The 17,357-nt window shown below is 66.1% G+C and carries 17 protein-coding genes and 2 pseudogenes; 14 read left to right on the top strand and 5 right to left on the bottom strand.

Features of this window, described 5'->3' with window-relative positions; all coding sequences use genetic code 11:
- The first annotated feature begins 162 nt into the window (after positions 1–162).
- From QMK28_RS18900 to QMK28_RS18880, 5 genes are all read left to right on the top strand, one after another.
- Entirely contained in the window at positions 163–1,044 is an 882-nt protein-coding gene (locus tag QMK28_RS18900) for a hypothetical protein (RefSeq protein WP_326439423.1), read from the top strand.
- A gap of 98 nt (positions 1,045–1,142) precedes the next feature.
- Positions 1,143–1,367 (top strand): hypothetical protein, encoded by a 225-nt coding sequence (locus tag QMK28_RS18895; protein ID WP_326439421.1) that lies wholly within the window; start codon positions 1,143–1,145, stop codon positions 1,365–1,367.
- 257 nt (positions 1,368–1,624) lie between these two features.
- Complete coding sequence (gene mobC / locus QMK28_RS18890; protein WP_326439419.1) at positions 1,625–1,987, top strand: plasmid mobilization relaxosome protein MobC; 363 nt, start codon at positions 1,625–1,627, stop codon at positions 1,985–1,987.
- A gap of 3 nt (positions 1,988–1,990) precedes the next feature.
- Positions 1,991–3,739: a relaxase/mobilization nuclease domain-containing protein gene (locus QMK28_RS18885; protein ID WP_326439417.1), complete on the top strand. Its 1,749-nt coding sequence runs from the start codon at positions 1,991–1,993 to the stop codon at positions 3,737–3,739.
- Between the two features lie 79 nt (positions 3,740–3,818).
- Positions 3,819–4,205, top strand: a complete 387-nt coding sequence (locus QMK28_RS18880) for a hypothetical protein (RefSeq protein WP_326439415.1) — start codon at positions 3,819–3,821, stop codon at positions 4,203–4,205.
- A gap of 142 nt (positions 4,206–4,347) precedes the next feature.
- Here QMK28_RS18880 and QMK28_RS18875 read toward each other — a convergent pair whose 3' ends face one another.
- From QMK28_RS18875 to QMK28_RS18865, 3 genes are all read right to left on the bottom strand, one after another.
- Complete coding sequence (locus QMK28_RS18875) at positions 4,348–4,854, bottom strand: hypothetical protein (protein ID WP_326439413.1); 507 nt, start codon at positions 4,852–4,854, stop codon at positions 4,348–4,350.
- Positions 4,855–4,936: 82 nt separating this feature from the next.
- The gene (locus tag QMK28_RS18870; RefSeq protein ID WP_326439411.1) at positions 4,937–5,590 is read right to left on the bottom strand and encodes a hypothetical protein; all 654 of its coding nucleotides are present in this window, start codon (positions 5,588–5,590) and stop codon (positions 4,937–4,939) included.
- Between the two features lie 78 nt (positions 5,591–5,668).
- Entirely contained in the window at positions 5,669–6,670 is a 1,002-nt protein-coding gene (locus QMK28_RS18865; protein ID WP_326439408.1) for a NucA/NucB deoxyribonuclease domain-containing protein, read from the bottom strand.
- Between the two features lie 532 nt (positions 6,671–7,202).
- Between QMK28_RS18865 and QMK28_RS18860 the strand changes: the two are divergent.
- A pseudogene (locus QMK28_RS18860) lies at positions 7,203–8,086 on the top strand (IS5 family transposase).
- 11 nt (positions 8,087–8,097) lie between these two features.
- On the opposite strand, the gene QMK28_RS18855 reads toward QMK28_RS18860, so the two are convergent.
- Positions 8,098–8,664, bottom strand: coding sequence for a hypothetical protein (locus tag QMK28_RS18855; protein ID WP_326439406.1), 567 nt, complete (start codon positions 8,662–8,664; stop codon positions 8,098–8,100).
- Positions 8,665–9,000: 336 nt separating this feature from the next.
- Here QMK28_RS18855 and QMK28_RS18850 point away from each other — a divergent pair, with 336 nt between their 5' ends.
- The 8 genes from QMK28_RS18850 to QMK28_RS18815 all read left to right on the top strand — a co-directional run bounded on the left by QMK28_RS18850 (position 9,001) and on the right by QMK28_RS18815 (position 17,035).
- Positions 9,001–9,879, top strand: a complete 879-nt coding sequence (locus QMK28_RS18850) for a nucleic acid/nucleotide deaminase domain-containing protein (protein WP_326439404.1) — start codon at positions 9,001–9,003, stop codon at positions 9,877–9,879.
- Positions 9,876–11,567 carry a hypothetical protein gene (locus QMK28_RS18845; RefSeq protein ID WP_326439402.1) on the top strand — a complete coding sequence of 564 codons (1,692 nt, stop codon included), beginning with the start codon at positions 9,876–9,878 and terminating at the stop codon, positions 11,565–11,567. The genes QMK28_RS18850 and QMK28_RS18845 overlap by 4 nt, the downstream gene beginning before the upstream one ends.
- Positions 11,568–11,864: 297 nt before the next feature.
- On the top strand, positions 11,865–13,481 hold the full coding sequence (locus tag QMK28_RS18840; RefSeq protein WP_326439400.1) for an IS1182 family transposase: 1,617 nt from the start codon (positions 11,865–11,867) through the stop codon (positions 13,479–13,481).
- Positions 13,482–13,496: 15 nt separating this feature from the next.
- Positions 13,497–15,014, top strand: coding sequence for a WXG100-like domain-containing protein (locus tag QMK28_RS18835; protein ID WP_443050768.1), 1,518 nt, complete (start codon positions 13,497–13,499; stop codon positions 15,012–15,014).
- 30 nt (positions 15,015–15,044) lie between these two features.
- On the top strand, positions 15,045–15,596 hold the full coding sequence (locus tag QMK28_RS18830; RefSeq protein WP_326439396.1) for an SUKH-4 family immunity protein: 552 nt from the start codon (positions 15,045–15,047) through the stop codon (positions 15,594–15,596).
- 181 nt (positions 15,597–15,777) lie between these two features.
- A complete protein-coding gene (locus tag QMK28_RS18825; RefSeq protein WP_326439394.1) occupies positions 15,778–16,014 on the top strand; it encodes a hypothetical protein in 237 nt (78 codons plus the stop codon).
- A gap of 6 nt (positions 16,015–16,020) precedes the next feature.
- Positions 16,021–16,323 (top strand): SUKH-4 family immunity protein, encoded by a 303-nt coding sequence (locus tag QMK28_RS18820; protein WP_326439431.1) that lies wholly within the window; start codon positions 16,021–16,023, stop codon positions 16,321–16,323.
- A gap of 103 nt (positions 16,324–16,426) precedes the next feature.
- Positions 16,427–17,035, top strand: a complete 609-nt coding sequence (locus tag QMK28_RS18815) for an SUKH-4 family immunity protein (RefSeq protein WP_326439392.1) — start codon at positions 16,427–16,429, stop codon at positions 17,033–17,035.
- A gap of 138 nt (positions 17,036–17,173) precedes the next feature.
- Here QMK28_RS18815 and QMK28_RS18810 read toward each other — a convergent pair.
- A pseudogene (locus QMK28_RS18810) lies at positions 17,174–17,308 on the bottom strand (IS630 family transposase); the annotation flags it as partial.
- Positions 17,309–17,357 lie beyond the last annotated feature (49 nt).

Here is a 17,357-nt window from a genome sequence, read left to right as displayed (position 1 = left end):
CGACTTCGACACCTACTGGACCTGGCACGAACAGCAGGAACACACCCGCAACCACCAGGTCCGCTACCGATCAGGACTCATACTCACAGCCTGATCGGCAACACCCTCAACGGATACGCACCCATCCATATTCGCGGGTTCCTTACCTTCGCCTTTCCCCTGGTGATCGACGGGTTCATCGCCTACGGAGTGCGAGCCCTGCTCGTCCTGCGCGCCGCCCCGCTAGCAGCCCGCTGCTACGTCTGGATGCTGTTCGGCGTCGCGACGGCCGCCAGTATCTGGGCCAACGCCCTGCACGCGGTCCGCCTCAACCAGCAGACGCCAGAAGGGGCGGGGCTGCTGCTCGGGGACGTCACCGTCGGCATCCTCTCCACCCTCGCCCCGCTCGCCCTGGCCGGAGCTGTCCACCTGTACATCCTCATCGCCCGCCGGGTCGCCGAACCGGCTGTCCCCGGACAGCTCGGACACCCGGACGCTTCCGGTCACCGGACTGACCGGGGTACCGCTGACCGGCCGGAGACTGTCGGCCAGCCGAAGGAGGACCGGGCGAGCCAGGTCACCTCAGGACGCCAGCCCGCCGCCCTCTCCGGGGCATCCGGCCAGTACAGCCGTCCGGTGGTAACGGCTGGCCAGGACCCCCGCGAACCGGCCAGCCGCGAGGACGAGCCCACACAACACCCGGCCACCCCGGAGGATGCGGCCACAACCACTGGCCGAACCGATGACGTGGGCGGAGAGCCGGTCACCAGAACCGCCCCGGTCACCCGCCCGCACCTGGCCAAGCTGGTCACCGGCAATCCGGAGGCTCCTCGGGGCACCGTCCCGGAGACCTCGGAGGGCGGTGACCGGAACGCCGATCAGGTGACCGGCGAACTCCTGCCGATCGCCCGCCGAGCGGTCACCGAGTCCGGCAAAGTCACCCGTCAGGTCGTCGCGAACGCCATCCGAGGACAAGGTCTCCCGCTGGCCAACGACCTACTGACCAGCCTGATGGAACAGCTCCGCGCCGAGGCCAACCCGAACTCAGCAACACCAGGTCGCTGATCAACCGGCCCGTACGACGGGTGACCCGGCCACTTCATATGGCTGGGTCACCCGCTCCGAGCCAACGCTTCCCGACTGCCTCCCGCACTGGAGACAACATGCGCACCACACCGGCCGCTCACGCCGAAGCCGACGCCTGGATCACCGTGCTTCACGACCACGGACACCTTCACCGCGCCGAGACGCAACCCGACGGGACCTGGACCGTCCAGCGAACTCCGACAAGTACGCCGCGAACCCTCCACCATCCGGTCCTCGCACTCGACTACGTCACCGAGATCCTGCTCGACGTACGCGGCCAGATGACGATGACGCTCCGATGACGCCCTCCGAGCCGGCCGACACCACCCCGGACCTGCGGCAAGTCCACCGCCCGGTACGAAGCCGAGCAAGCTGTAGCTTCCGAAACTCCTCCGCAGCCGGTGGCTGCGGAGGAGTTTCGGAAGCGCATGCCCCCGCCCCAAAGGAGGCGGGGGAGGCCCGGCACCAGGGGGCGCCGGACTCTGAGGCTGCGACCGGGGGCGGATCGCAACCAGGAGGAGAAGAACCGTCGCCCGACGCGACGCGTACGCGCCCCCGCTTGCGCCAGAGCGTGCACCGCGATCAAGTCCGCAGCGTCCGGCTCACCCGAGACGAACTCGACACAGTCAAGCGCGCCGCCGAGACCGTCGGCCTGAAGACTGCCGGATTCCTCGCCGACGCCGCGGTCGCGGTCGCCCAGGCCCAAGGTGGTCCGAAGACATGGCTGTTGGACCAACGAGGCCGTGTGGAGGAATTGATGGCCGCCAGCGCACAGCTAGCTCGCGTCGGCAACAACCTCAACCAGGTCGCCCGGATCCTCAACTCGGGCGGTCAAGCTGACTACACGGACGAGGTCGTCGCCCGGGTGATGCGTGCTGCCACTCGCATCGAGGCCGCCGCCGTCGAGATCGCGAGGCGCTGAAGCGTGGTCCCGGACATCTCCACCGGCGGTCGTACATACGGACTGCTCAACTACCTTTACGGACCTGGCCGGAGGGACGAGCACACCGACCCTCACCTGGTCGCGGCCTGGGTACCGGAGCTGGCTCCCGACCCCGGCCGAGACCCGTCCGCCACTCTCAAACAACTCACCGACCGGCTCGACCTTCCCGTCCTCGCTCTGCCGAAGGACCGCAGGCCCGCCAAGCACGTCTGGCACTGCCCGGTACGGACCGCCCCGGGCGACCGGATCCTCACCGACTCCGAGTGGGCGGAAGTCGCTCGCCGCATCGTGCGCGCCACCGGAATCGCCGAAGACGGCGACGACAAGGCGTGCCGCTGGGTCGCCGTACGCCACGCCGAAGATCACATCCACCTTGTGGCTACCCTCGTCCGTGAGGACGGTCGGCGGCCACGTCGGCATCAAGACGGCATCCGCGCCCAGGCCGAATGCCGAAAGATCGAAGCCGAGTTCGGTCTGCAGATCCTCAACGGTGGTGACCGCACCGCAGCCCAGCGGCCCACCAGCGCCGAGCGCTCGAAGGCCGAACGCGCCGGCCGTGCGGAGACGCCCCGTGAGACGTTGCGAGAAGCCGTCCGCCAGGCAGTCGCCGGGGCTGCGGACGAAGAGGAGTTCTTCGGCCGCCTCGCCGAAGCCGGCCTACGGGTCAACAAGCGGCTCGCTCCCTCCGGAGACACTCTCGGATATAAAGTCGCGCTCCCGGGCGACCGCAACCGCGATGGCGAGCCGGTCTGGTTCTCCGGCTCGAAACTCGCCCCGGACCTCTCCCTGCCCAAGATCTGCCGACGACTCGATGCGGGACCGGTCAGCGACGATCGCGATCACAGCAACCAACCCGGCGACCGGGTATGGCTCCCAGCTCGTGCGCGCCGTGATGCGGTACGCGTGGCCGAGCGGGCAGCCGACGCACTCGGCGGAGACGACGACGAAGATGCCGCCGCGCAGCTGGTCGGCGTCGGCGAACTGCTCGACGCCGTCGCCCAGACCTCCCCGGCGTCCACCCGCAAGGAACTGGGCGAGGCCGCCCGCGCCTTCGAGCGCGCGACCCGCTCCCACGTCCGTGCCGAGCGTGTCGACAACCGAGCCGTGCGATCCGCCGCACGCGGCATCATCCGCGCCGGCAACGCGCTCGGCAAAGGCGAAGACGGCGGCGCTACGGCGATGCTCCTGTCCACGATGGTGCTGGTTGCCATCGCAGCCGTCCGCTGGCACTCCGCCCACGGTCATGCCCAGCAGGCCGCCGCCTCCCAGCAGGCCGCCCAACATCTGCGCGCTGCCTACCGATCTGCCGCCACCGCCCCGATGAACGCGATGCGCGAGCACGGCCGTCGGCTCCCCAACCCTGCACGAGAGCGGCACGCCGACACCATCCGTGCCACGCTGCCCGAGCACGCCGACCGCCTCCGCGGTGAGCCGGGCTGGGAAGCTCTGACCGCCACCCTGGACCAGGCCGAGCGTGCTGGAAACGACCCCGCCGCCCTCCTGAAAACCGCTCTCGAATGGCGGGAGCTGGACACCGCCGACAACGTCACCGACGTTCTGGTCTGGCGGCTCCGGCGATTGGGCAAACTGCCCGCCACCATGGACTCATCCCGTACACGTAGCGGCACGAAGGCGCCGCAGCAGAAGCCCCGTTCCCCGGAGCCGCAGCCCGTCCAAACCCTCGCCCGCACCAACCCGACAGCTCCGCGCCAGCGAGGTCCCAGGCGTTGACCTGCGAGACAAAGGACTGGACGCCGGCCGCCGACGGCTGTTAGTGCTGATCAGATAGACCCACGAGGAGCTGATTTGGATGCTGAGCGAAGATCTCAAGAAGCAGAGAACCGCGCTGCCGGAGCCGGCGCCCGGCGACGACCCGCTGCTGCGGCTCCAGGAGGAGATGCAGCCGTCCGACGACGACGTTCGTGCCCGCTGCACTACTCACCCCGAGGAACTGACCATCACCGGGACCACGGTCATGTGCTCCCGGTGCAACGCTCGCCGGGACTGGATGGTCATCTGCGACCGGAACGAAGTCAGCATCCGCTGCCGCTGCTCTGACCAGTGGGTCGAGCGTGAACTCGGCCGCGCGGACTTCGAAGCGATGATCGATTCCGGTGGCGAAGACTTCCCGAGCCTGGAGGCCGCAGCACGGGCCGCTGGCTATGACGGCACGCTGGTCGGCGCCTACCTGTCCTAATGGGCGGGATTGCAGGGGACCATCCCGGGGCGGGCCCCGGTGATGGTCCTGGCGGACGAGGCGCACTCCTCCCGCGCGATCCGTGGCTATGGAGCCTAACGGCCGCGGAGTCCTTCGCCCGGTTTCGTGTCTCGCAGGCCGGTCACAGCCTGCCGAACGATACTCCGCGCCATGTCCATCCCGCGTCGAGGACCGCGTCTCGCAGGGGGTCCTTCATGTCCGCGGTGTCGAAGCGGAACGTCTCCGTTTTGTGCCGGCGGCCGTCGGCCCCCCGCTCGTACGTCCACTTTCGGGAAACCATGGTCACCTGCCCACGGCCGTACTTGCGCGACATTCTCTTCGGCCTGGGTGGGTCCCCGACCCACTCGACCTCCCACATCTGGTCGACGGCACGTACCTCGTGGTTCGCCGGGACCAGGCGCATCCGGGTCTTAAGGGTGCGGCGCAGCTGGGTCCAGCGTCGGGCAGGCTCCCGGATCAGCCACTCCGCCACCAGGTCTGCACCCTCCTTGGGGGTGGCATTGCGCACGACGTACGGCACGTCCGGCCCGTTGATCGCGAGCAGCGCGGCCCGGACTTCCTTGGCGGAACGCGGTGCGACACCGCTGTTGGGGTACTTGGTGCCGTTCATTTTATCGAAAAAGCCCATCGGGTCAGCCTATGGGTGTCTGGCCGCACTCCACCTCGCCGCGATCCTCATCCGGAGCCGAAACCAACCAAAGAGACAGAGCCTAGATCTGGTCGTCTGCGCGTAGTTCGGACTGCATGGGGCGGGTTCGGATCTCCTGCGGTTGCGGGGCAGGCATGGCGTCATGGGCTGCCTCTGCGGCTTTCGCCCGAGCGTAGGATTCTGGGTCGAGGGTGCGGGAGCGTGTTCCGAATTGGTCGGTGAGCTTGTGCCGCACTTCTGGTTCCCGGGGTGCGGGCCATCCCTGGAGCAGGTGCTGTTCCAGGACGGTGTCGCCCTCGTCGGCGTAGATGTCGCCTGCGGCTGAGGCTGCGTCCCGTCCCCGCGCGTGAATCCGGAACCGCCACCACTGGTACTCCTCGTCGGGGCCGAGAAGGGGTACCAGGTCGAGATCGTCGGTGACGGGGCCGCCGACCATCGGGCCCAGACCGGGAAAGTACAGGCTGGTTTCGACGACCTCGTCCCAGCCGTCGGTCCGCAGCGGCGGCTCGGTGCCTGAGACTTCGAAGGCGACGTCGACATCTCCGTAGGAAGTTCCGGTCACCACGCTGGCGTAGGTGGCCTCGGAGTTGACCGAGACGAGTCCGTTGCCGGCGAGGATGTCGTCGATGCCTCGTTCCAGCGGTTCGGCGTCCGTGTCGAACAGGACGTACTGGTGGTGCGAGACCTGGACCCGGGTAGGGCGCTGGGCTTGCATCGTTCTCCCCTTCCTGGTGTGACGATGCGGTCCCCACCCGGCGGGTGGGGACCGCATCGTCACAGCTGATTGTTCAGGTCAGACCGCGACCCAGTAGGAGTCATGGTCCAGGACACGGTCCTTCTTGTAGAAGGCCGAAAGGCGGCCACCCTGCTGGTCCTGCTGTCCTTCGGGAACCCATGCGATGCCCCGGCTGCCGGCGGGCAGCGTCGTACCGCCTTCGTAGGTCGAGGCGAACGGGTACTCGTCACACGACAGTCCCGGTCGCGGAGCCGTCCCGCGGCACACGGCCCGCCGGTTCGCTGCGGCCTTCCTCGCGTCGGTGAGACGGCGCAGCGCGTGGCCGGAGCCGGGCTTGCCGTAGTGGCCGCCCTGTGCCTGGATTCGGCGGATGTTGTTCGCTATGTCCGGCAGCTGGCTCATCGTCGTCAGGGTCGGTGAGTACTTGGGGAAGACACACCCCGCCTTGAGCGTGCGGACGGTGTTCGCCCGGTTCCAGAAGGTGTCGTCACACCGGAAGTTGAGCGACTTGTAGGAGAACCCGCCGGGCGTGAAGCCGGCCTTGACGAATGTGTACGCGTACTTCGACGTGGCACCGTGGGTCTTGTTCTTGCGGACGCCGTCCACGTACTTGACGGTTCCGGAGAACGCGGAACCCAGTGTGTGGGCCGGGACGTGGGTGGTCGCCTTGCACGGGCTGCCGCATGACGCCGACAGCTTCGTCCGGATGCCGGCGGCGTTGCCGACCAGGGCCGCCCTGCTGACGTGCACCGTCTCCGCCCACTTCAGCGACTTCTGGCTGAGCTTCATGTGATGGGTGACCGTGAACGTCGCCCGGCCGACTTCAGCGGAGTTGCGCAGCACGCGCACGGTCGCCCGCACCGACTGGCACTCCTCGTAACGGTTGTAGCGGATGCTGTTGACCTGGCAAGTATCGATCCCGGCAGCCGCGACGACCGGGCTCTCGGTGACCTGGAGCGTCAGCCTCGCGGGCGCAGTTTGCGCTGCCCCCATACATGTGGCGGCTACGGCGAACGCCGCGACGGTGGCCGCTGCGGCGCGCGCCAATCTGAGTATCACTGTGAGTCCTGTTCCCCCCGCTGCCGCGCGGCCAGAAGCACCCCGTGTGCCTGCTGTGGCAGCAGCGGCATGACGTTACGGTTGGAGCTGCTAAACGCAGCGAACTGCCCGCGCAAATGACAGAATTCTGCACGGGAATGTCCGATTCCTAGCTGCTGCCCGCAGCAAGGAGGAGCTGCCAGACGGGGAGACCAAGCGGCCCCTCGCTGGGATCCATCCGCCCTGGATCGCCCGCGTCGTCACCGGCGGCACCACCATGAAGGCCCGCAACGTCATCACTGCCGGTCCTGATGCCTTCGTCGCGGGCAGCCAGGTCGACGGAGCCCGTGAGCCACCCTCGAAGGGATCGCCATGGTCAACCGCGACCCCGAGCCGTCGCTGAGGCGGTACAGCGATACACCGGCGCTACAAACCCCCGCGTGCCAACCCTGAGCGTGTGGCCATCGAGATCATGGTCACCCGGACCATGAGCAAGGTCTAGGTCTTGTCCGATGAATCGTGTGACTCACCGGGGTAGGTCGCTTCGGTCGATATGGGGCGGGGTGATCATTCGGATGATGAGCGGGCTCGGCTGGAACCGTCTGTCGAAATCCCTTGGGCGTGGCGGGTGTTGGCAGTGCCACCGCCGGTGATTGACGGCATTCTGTTTCGGCAGCGGACCGGCCTGCCGTGGCGGGATCTGCCGTCCCGTTGTGGGAAGCGGATGACGGTCCATGACCGTCATCGCAGGTGGTCAGCGGACGGCACGTGGGAGAGGGTCCTGCGGGCTGTCCACGCCGACGCCGACGCCGATTCCGAGGGCCGGATCGACTGGAGCATGGCCAGCGTGGACTCCACCTCCTGTCGCGCTCGTCAGGACACGGCAGGAGCCCGCTCCGCCCACCGAGAATCCCCGGGAGACGCGGTAAGCCAGTTCGGCACCGCCCTGACGAGGCCCCGGGCCGTTCACGGGGCGGGCTGACCTGCGGGATCCACCTTGGCTGGTGAGGGCGGGTGTCGTCCGCTCGCCTTCGTCATCACGCCCGGCCAATGGGGCGACGCCCGGTGGTTGATCCCCGTGCTGGATCAGATTCGAGTACCCCGGCCCGGAGGCGGACACCCACGCACTCGGCCCGACCACCTCGGGGGTGACAAAGCCTATTCGTCGCGCCGCAGCCGGTGTTGCCTGCGTCGGCGGCAGATCAGGCACACGATCCCGGAGCCGAAGGACCAGCGGGCCGCCCGCAAGCGCCGTGGCGACAAGGGTGGCCGTCCGACCAGCTTCGACAAGACGATCTACCGTCGTCGCAACGAAGTCGAGCGGACGATCAACCGGCTCAAGATTTTCCGAGCGGTCGCGGCCCGCTGTGACGACAGGGCCTACGTCTTTACGGGGCGGTCAGCGTCGCCGCGATCCGGCTGTGGCTCCGGCCGTGATCGGTCCGGGGTCAGTCTTCTGTCCGGGATGAGTGCGATGCGGGCCGCCAGGCTGCGGGCCAGGCGACCTCGCGAGTGACAGCCCCGGGCACGTCAAGGCTGCATCGGGCGCGTTCGACATACTGCCGCCGCGCATCCCTGAACTCCTGGTATGCCTGCTCCCAGTTCTGCTCGACCTCGGTCGGTACGCCCCGCGCAAGGTGTTCCAGACGCCAGAGACAGTGGTTCAGCGGCTTCGACGCGGTGTTCGTCTCGGTGTCTCCCAGGAGCCCGCACGTCGCGGACAAGGCAGACTGACGGGCTTCCCACTCGGCGAGCTCAGCGAGGACCTCGTCCGTGAGCTCCAGGGGCGCAGGGCCGGTGACCAACCCGCGTGCCGCAGCGATGCGCTGATATCGGGCGGCGAGTTCCTTGACGGCAGCGATGTACTCGGCGTAGGCAGTCAGCCGGCGCTCGTCCCACCGGACGGACTGCTGTCTTTGCCACCTTGTCCGCTCGTTCAGGCTCCCCACCAGGAACGATGTGACAGCGCCGAGCACGACGCCGACGAGCGGAAGGATCTGGCCGGTCAGACTCATCAAGGACCCTCAATCAAGTAGCGGAGCTACTACCCAATCCTCCCGACCACAGACCCCACCCCGACGCCCGGGTGATCCGCCGGACACCCCCTAATGGGCGGACAGGACGCCAGTTGACGAGGTTGGGCTTCAGATGGACGCGGCAGTCGGCCGCCCTGGCCCTGCGCGACAAGGCGGCGACGCAGTCAACGGCCGGTGCGAATCCGGGAACATTCATCCGGTCTTCTCCTTCCTCGGCCGCTGTCTTGCTGGCGCCTCCGGCCATCCGGCGGGGTGGTGGCGTGGGCCCCGGTCTATGGTCGTAGCCATCCGTTCTTTGCTGTGTGAGGTGTCACCATGTCAGTGCCCGTCCCGGATCCCGGCGTCGCCCATTTCGGGCGGGAGGGCATGCGCCGGTTCGGTGTCGCTCGCGTATTCGGGGTGCGGCTGCCGGAGTCGGCGCGCGAAGCTCTTGAGGGGGCGGGTGTGCCGCTGCACGTCGTGCCCTACTTCATGGCCTCCGGCACGACGGACGCCCCGGCGCTGGGCGTGTTCGCGGGACATCACGGCCTGCGTCGTCCCCCGGCCGAACTTGAGAACTGGCTGCGGATCGGCACGGATGGGCTGGCGCATTTGTGCGTGCGGCCCGATGGAGTGGTGCAAGCCGTGTCTTTGGAAGCCGACGCGGAAGACATGTTCGTCAGCTCGGACATCATGGCGTTCAATGCCGCGATGACCGCGCTGGACCGGACGCTACCGGCGATCGCCGCTTCGTCGGGACTGTCGGCGGCGGCTGCGGACTTCCGGGAACTGAGCGCGGAGCTGCGCGGGATCGACGCGGGAGCGTTCCAGGAGCGGGAGAGCTGGTGGCCGCGTGTTCTGGACGATGTGCGGCACACCCTCAACTTCCCCTTCTCCGCCGCCTTCGAGTACGTCGACAGGGCGGGCCAAAAACACACTGTCACCGAGACGACCGGGCCGGGGCTGCTCCATCCCGAGGAGCTGATCTGGCAGCGGCTCGCGGGCGAAGGGGTCGCGGCGGAACAGGTGCGACGGGTGTACTGCGAGCTGGAACCGTGCATGATGCCAGGCCACTACTGCGCGGTCTGGATGCAACAGATGTTCCCCACCGCGGAGTTCACACACAGCTTCGACTACGGCACCGATGCCGACTCCCGCGAGAGGGGCCTCAAGGAGCTGATCACACACGCGGCCGAGCAGGCGGGCCGCCGGTGAGCGACAGTCAGTGGGCGCGGCCCGCCGCCGGTCGGGAACCCGCGGCAGCCGCCCTGCTCGGGTGGCTGGCCGACCCGACCGCGCCTCGACTGTGTCTGGTCTCGGGCAGTGCGGGGTGTGGGAAGTCGACGCTGCTGGCCTGGCTGGTCGCCCATGGCTCCCGGCCCGGGACGCCGCCTGAGCGCCGGGTGCACGCCTTCGTGCCGCTGGAAGGCCAGAGCGTACGTGGCGCGGTGTGGACGCTGGCCGAGCAACTGGGCGTGGTGGCCAGGTCGCCGGGGGAACTGGTGCAGGAGCTCTCCGGCGACGAGCGCCGTATCACCCTCGTGGTGCCGGGCCTCGATGCGGCGGGCGACCCCGCCGCGCTGGCTGAGCTGGTGCTCGCCCTGCTGGGTCTTGAGCACACCCGCCTGCTCGTCGAGGCAGGCAGCAACGGTGCCGTACTCCCGCTGCTGACCTCTGCCGGGATGGCCGTCATGGACCTGGACGAGGCACAGTGGACCGACCCGGCCCGCCATGCCGCCTGGCGATCCGCGTACCCGGTCGCCGACCTGCCGCCGGCCTTGGACGAACCCGGCCCCGCGCCCTGGACTGTCATCGACCTGAACGACCCCGCGGCGCTCTGCGCCGCCGACCCGTGGCAGGTCACCTTCGCCTATGAGAATGCGGAGAACGACCACGGCGGCCTGCGCGCGGCGTGGTTGCACGCAGGCCAGTCCCTGTGGCGCGACCAGGACAGCGCCGCGCGCGCCCTCACCTTGTGGGCGGCCCTGGGCGATGGCGCCGATCCGCGGCTGGGCCCGTGGCTGGCCGAGTTGGCCGCCACCGCGCCCTGGGAGGTGGAGTGGACTCGCCTACGCGGGGACGTTACCCCGCCCTGGCCGGGCCCCGTCATGGCGATGGCCCACGGCCAGGGTCCGCTGAGCGGCCAGGTCCTGCTCGCCGATCACGCGGGCAGCCTCCGGACCCTCGACACGGCCGATGGCACTCCCACCGGACGCCTGCCCCGGCCAGTCGCGCACGCACGAGCGGTAGCCGCCCTGGCTGACGGAACGGTATGGGCGCTCGACGGCCAAGGGCGCCTCCATGCCCAGAAGTCGCCGAACGCACCGGGCGCCTCAGGCATCGCAGCCCTGCTCGACGACAGGCCCACGCCGACCGAACGGGCCGCCGCAGCACTCACCACCCGCCTCACACACACCCCCGGTACGGCGCTCGCCGCCACCAGCACCATCGCTGCCGCCGGGGATGCCACCGGCGCGGTCCACAGTGTCGCCATCACGACCGGCAGCACAGCCACCGAGCGCACCGCGCGCCTCCACACCGGGCGCGTCACCACCCTGACGACGCTCGAACTCCCAACCGGCCAGGGCCAGGACACGATCCCGCTCCTGTACAGCGGCGGCGCCGACGGTACCGTCCGCGTCTGGGCACCGGACACCCAGCCACACCCAACCCCCGTGACCGAACGCCCCTACCCCGTCCGGGCGCTCAGCGCGACGCACACACCGACCGGAGTGCTCCTGGCCATCGGCTGGGCAGACGGCCTCGTCGAACTACGCCGCATGGATACCGGCGAGACACGGACCTTCCGGCCCGGTCCACCAGTGAACGCCCTGGCGCTCACTGGCGATGAACGGCTGCTCATCGGCATGGACGAGAGCGTGATCTGCCTCCGCCCGCGGTAACTCGGCGCATCGCATCGCTCTCGACCTGCCTGTGATTGACGATCACTCACGTGGCGCGCAGGTTAGGGGGATTGATTACTGAGGGGGATGTAACGCGTGGGTAAGAAGTTGCCCAATGAGCTTGTCGAGGTGCTGGGCCTCGTGGGTGTCCAGTGAGGGACTCTGTCGGGGATCTTCGGATTCTCAGGCGCGACGGCATGATCATCGGCCATGCTCGGCTTGGTTCTGAAGGTCGGCTGTCGTACGTGAGGTGGGTCGATGTCTCTCCGTCCCTGTTCTGGCGTGCAGGTTCCGCCGTTGACCGCGCAGGTGGCGCGGGCGAGTAATCCCCGTGGTACGACGGCGATGTGGGTGCGTGACCGGCTGGACGGGCTGTGGAGAGACGAGGACTTCGACGCCTGGTATCCGCGCGATGGGCGGCCGGGCCTGTCGCCCGCCCAGCTGGCCACCGTCAGCGTGCTGCAGTTCCTGCTGAACCTGTCCGACCGGCAGGCGGCCGAGGCGGTGCGCTGCCGCATCGACGTCAAGTACGCCCTCGGCCTGGAGCTGGACGATCCCGGCTTCCACCACAGTGTGCTGTCCGACTTCCGCGACCGTCTCGCCCAGGACGGCCGGGCCGATACCCTCCTCGATCTCGTGCTGGCCCGGCTGAAGGAGACCGGCCTGGTCAAGGCGCGTGGCCGGCAGCGTACCGACTCGACCTATGTGCTGGCCGCGGTGCGGGAACTGACCCGTCTGGAGCTGGTCCTGGAAGCGGTCCGCGCCGCCCTGGAGGAGGCCGCCCGTGACTACCCCGATCTTCTGGACGGCCTGGTGGACGAGGACTGGGCCTCGCGTTACGGGCGGCAGGTCCGCCTGGTCAGCCAGCCCAGCCATCCGGCCGCCCGCCTGAAACAGGCCGGCCACGACGCAGCCGAACTCCTCGACTGTGTCCGCACCCACCGTCCGGGCCCGGCGGCAGAGGCACTGCGACAGATCATCGTGCAGAACTTCCTGGTGGACGCCCGCGGACAGCTGCGTCCGCGCGCCGAGAAGGACGGCCTGCCACCCGTCAGGCAGCGCATCGAGTCGCCCTACGACCTCGAGGCGCGCTACGTCCGCCGCGGTCACCGGACCTGGACCGGCTATCTCGCCCATGTGACTGAGAGTTGCGACGAGGGCAGCGTTAACGTCATCACGGACGTGGCCACCACGGTCCCGACCGCCGACAGCACCGCTCTGCCGGGCATCCACGCCCGGCTCAAACGGCGCCGTCTGCTGCCCTGCGAGCACCTGGTCGACGGCGGCTACGTCTCCGTCGCCCTCCTCGACTCCTCCACCCGCGATCACCGCGTCGAGCTGGTCGGGCCGGTCAAGCCCGGCAACTCCTGGCAACGCAAACGCTCCACCGGGTTCTCCCGCGAGGACTTCACCATCGACTTCGAGAGCCGCACGGTCACCTGCCCCACCGGCAAGGTCAGCGGTAACTGGTACGAGCTGCCCGCCATGGCCCCCTACACCGTCGTCCGGTTCAACCCGGCCCACTGTGATCCCTGTCCCGTCCGCTCCTCCTGCACCAGCGGAAGAGCCCCGCGCACCGTCAACTTCCTCCCCCGCCACCTCCACGAACTCCAGACCCAAAACCGTGCCGACCAGCACGACCCACAATGGCGACGCCGATACGCCCGCAGGTCCGGGGTCGAGGGCACCGTCAACGAGCTCGTGAACGGCCACCAGATGCGCCGCTGCCGCTACCGAGGCGTCGCCAAAGCCCACGTCCAGCATGTCTTCACCGCCATCGCGATCAACATCGAACGCCTCAGCGAACAAGAACCCCCGGACTCCACCTACCGACCCCGTCCACCGACGGCGTTCCAGCAGTACCTCGACGCCCACGGACTACCCCGCCCCCGTTGGTGGCGCCAAGGGCAATGACCAAGGAAAGCCAAGATCCCCGACAGAGTCCCTCAGTGGCCCAACATCGACGAGGACGAAGTCCGGGACTCCGCCAAGGACTATCGCCGCCTGGCGGAGGGTCTGGGTGATGTCGTCAAGGAGGGCAACGACGCCTGCTCGCATATCGTCGGAGGCCGTAGCAAGGGCCAGACGGTTGCCGCCATCGACCGCCGTTGGGGCAAGCTCACCACTAAGGATCTGGCCACTTTCGCCAAGGCGCTCGACGACTTGGCCGACTCTCTGGACACATGCGCAGGCTTCATCGAAGGCTGCAAGGCCGCATGCATCACCGAGCTTGGTACGACGGCCGCTGCTGCCACCGTCGGCGTCGTCGGTATGGTCTTCAGCTTCGGGGCCAGCGCGGCCATCAGTGCAGGGGCGATCGTGCTGTGCCGGTTTGCGCTGCATGAGGCCCTCGACTACGCGATCGCTGAGATCACTTCGGTCGTGACGGACAAGATCGAGGCTGAGATCCTCGGCAAGATCGAAGACGTCTTCACCGACCGCCTGGGCGCCGGCGAGGAGGATCTCGCCGACTACGCCACCGGCAGTGCGGACATGGCGCAGGGCCTCGTCATCGAATTCGACGAGTTCGACCGGGCCGCAGGCGACTACAGGAAGACCCGCGACAACTTTGACAAGAAGAAGGGCGCCCACAAGACCGGGGGCGCCAAGCGCCGCAGTTCCGTCAAGAAGGACAGCCGCTTCCACAAGCTCGGCACCATCATGGACAAGGCCGAGGACGCGGTCGACAAGAAGGCCGATCAGACGGTCGATGTCCTTGAAGAGCACGGCGGCAAGATAGACAAGAGCAAGAAAGAGCACAAGGACGAGGACGAGCGGCGCAAACGGGACTTCGACGAGTGCAAATCGGACGGCGACGATGATGTCCCGATGTACCTCCTCAGCAAGGACGGCACAGTTCGAGATCTCACGCCTGACGGGGAGCTCAAACGAGTCGATAAGAACGATGACTCCGGCATCCACGGGCTCCTTGAGTCGAACGGAAAAGTATGGCGACCCACAACAAGGGGCGAGGGAGCTAGGTACAGGATTTCTGCGGAGGACACCAAGAACAAGGTAGAGTCGAAAAAAGTAAACGCGTATGACAATGAGTTGGGAAGGGCAACCCAGTTAGCTCGCTACGCGGGGAACGACTACAGCTCCGACAACAACTACGCCGCCGGTCGTTACATCGACCCAACAACGAAAAGGGAAATCATACTCGTTGGGGCCAGTGACCGGGGCATGCATTCGGAGCGCGTAATTGGATACCCGCTGCTACATAAAGGTAAGGCAGCTGGACTTGATGAAGTATTCACTGAAAGAGCGCCTTGTCAGCTGCGAAACAGCAGGTGCGACGCGTGGCTAGCCAAGTACTTCGTCCCGGAAAACCCTGGCCTGAAAGTACGAAACACAGTCGACTATGATCAGCTGGGTGGAAAAAAGGATGAGGGAAATGCTCAGCATGCGAAATACATGGCACAATTGAAGAAGTCTCACGGCCGCTAGACTTGAGAAGAAGATCAGGGAGTTCCTGGCATGAATTACGCTGTCAGCACAGACGATATTATTCGCTTGTTCGGCGTGCAGGGAATCGTATTTTTCCCACGAGAAGAACACAGCACGGCTTCCGGAGAGTCGCCATCCATGCGGTTCCTGCACGAAGTGGGCCTCCCCCACGATGACGTCTTCCTCTCGCGGGTCGACACCGCCGACACGGGTCAGGACTCGGTACTCCTCGGGGAGGCCCTCTCTCGTCAGGAGCGCCCGTACCCAGCGGCGGCCGAGAGATGGCTGATCCTTGGCTATTTCCTGGACTCTTTCCTGGCCCTTGACCCGGCGAGTGAGCGAGTCTATGCGTTCCCCGAAGGCACGAACAGGTACTTTCCGGTGCATCGCAACGTGGAGTCCCTAGTTCATGCTCTCTGCGCACTGCAGGATTTCCAGCTGGCCAGGGACTCTGTCGAAGATAAGCAGGCCCTTGCCGGTGAGCTGCGGTCAAAAATCGGGAATTTCGACGACCTCCCTTTTGTGGACCCTCTCTCCGAGTGGAACATCATCTACGAGGAGATCATCGAAGGGGCATGGTGAGCTGCGACCGATGGATGGAGACCGCCATTTCAGCGGTACTGCCGTGCGTCACGCAAATGAATACGTGTTCTGCGTGGTCGTCGCGACAAGGAACATAGGGACTACATGTCAGAATTGAAGGAATCCCATGGACGCTGACGTGGACCGTACATTCTCGAGCTATTAATATGGAGAGCAGAACATGCCATACTCGGTGACGCCGGAAGACCTGATTAGTCGATACGGCCTATCGGATGTCGTTTACTTCCCGCGCCATGAATCCGGATTGCAGCTCCATGAAAAGACAAAAAACTTCCTGAGTAGCATCGGCCTGCCGCACGACAATCAGTTTATGTCGCGAACGGAAGGAAATACCGTGAAGCTCTCAGAAAGATTCACCGATGATGGCGGCAGGCTGCCTGATGAATGTCGATCCTGACTTGAGCTGGCCTCTTTCCAGTACATGATTATCGCTCTTGATCCAGAGAATGGGAAAGTTTATTCATTCCCTGAGGGGTCCCCTCTGGAATCCTATGAACTGCTACACCGTGATGTGGAGTCACTGGTTTATACCGTTCTTGCCTTATGGGATTTCACGAAGGCCAGTGATAGCGATGTGGATCTCGAAGAGCTGGAAATTCAATTCAAAGGTAAAATTAGCTCCTTTGATCGGATTCCATTTTCAAACGAAGGCTCACAGTGGGCGCGGATCATCGAAGAGATCGTAGAGGCATCCTGGTCGGCCTAATGAGCGACGCCGCTTCTATAGGCCCGAGTTGGCTAGTATCCGGTGCTCGTGATACTTGAGGTTGGTGCGGCCCGCTCCTTCCTTGCGCGTCGGAGTGGTTGACGTGGGCCAGGTGTGGTGCGGGCAGGGTGGTCAGCAGTTTCCAGCAGGCGAGGAAGGCTTTCCGGTGACCAGTGAAGACCTCATTCGCCTCTACGGCGCAGACGGAGTTGTATTCCTCCCCGAATGCTCCCGAAGCAACTTGGATCCCGTAACGGCGGAGTTTCTCAGTTCTGTCGGACTGCCGAACGATCGGGTATTCGTCTCCCGTGCCGGAATGCAGGGCCCCGAGCGCGACCCGTACGAACTGGGCCATTTGTTCGACCTCGATGACCGCCACTGCCCACCGGAGTCCCGGTCTTGGCAGGTTCTGGGCTACCTTCCCGCTGCACTCGTGGTACTTGATCCCGCCTCGGGAAAAGTCTACGTATTCCAGGAAAGTGCGCTCGACTACCAACTCATGCATCGTGACATAGAATCTTTGGTGTACTGCCTGACGGAGTTTCGTAAACTCGATGATGCATACAAAGAAGCCTATCCAGATTCGCCTGACGTCGAAGCTCTCGTCGACAACTTCCAGCAGGCAGTAAATTCAGTTGACCTCACCCCGCTAAGCGATCAAGAATCCGAGTGGAACCGTATTCTCGACGAAGTGCTCGAAGAGATGTGGTGATTGCGCCCGTGACCATGATGTAGGGAGCGCAATAGCTCTGCGTGCAGCCGCAGCGACTTTCCATTCATCTTGACCGGACCCGAAGTGGCTCGTTATCCGCCGGCGTTGACGTGTGGGCAGAGTGGACGCTGCTGGTACTCAGGTTGAACTCGTAGACCCCGACGGTTCGATCATGGTGCACTCGATGATCAACCCTGTTTCCGCGAGGCAGCCGTCGATCAGGTGGGGGTGGAACTGGATCTTCTTCAGCTTGCGCTTCATGATCCGGACGAGACCGCCGAGGTCGGTGGCAACGAAGTTCCTGAAGCCTCAGTTGTTCGCG

It is taken from the genome of Streptomyces sp. H27-D2 (genome assembly GCF_035828615.1).
Taxonomy (GTDB): Bacteria; Actinomycetota; Actinomycetes; order Streptomycetales; family Streptomycetaceae; genus Streptomyces.
This window is presented reverse-complemented; position numbering and strand designations above follow the sequence as displayed.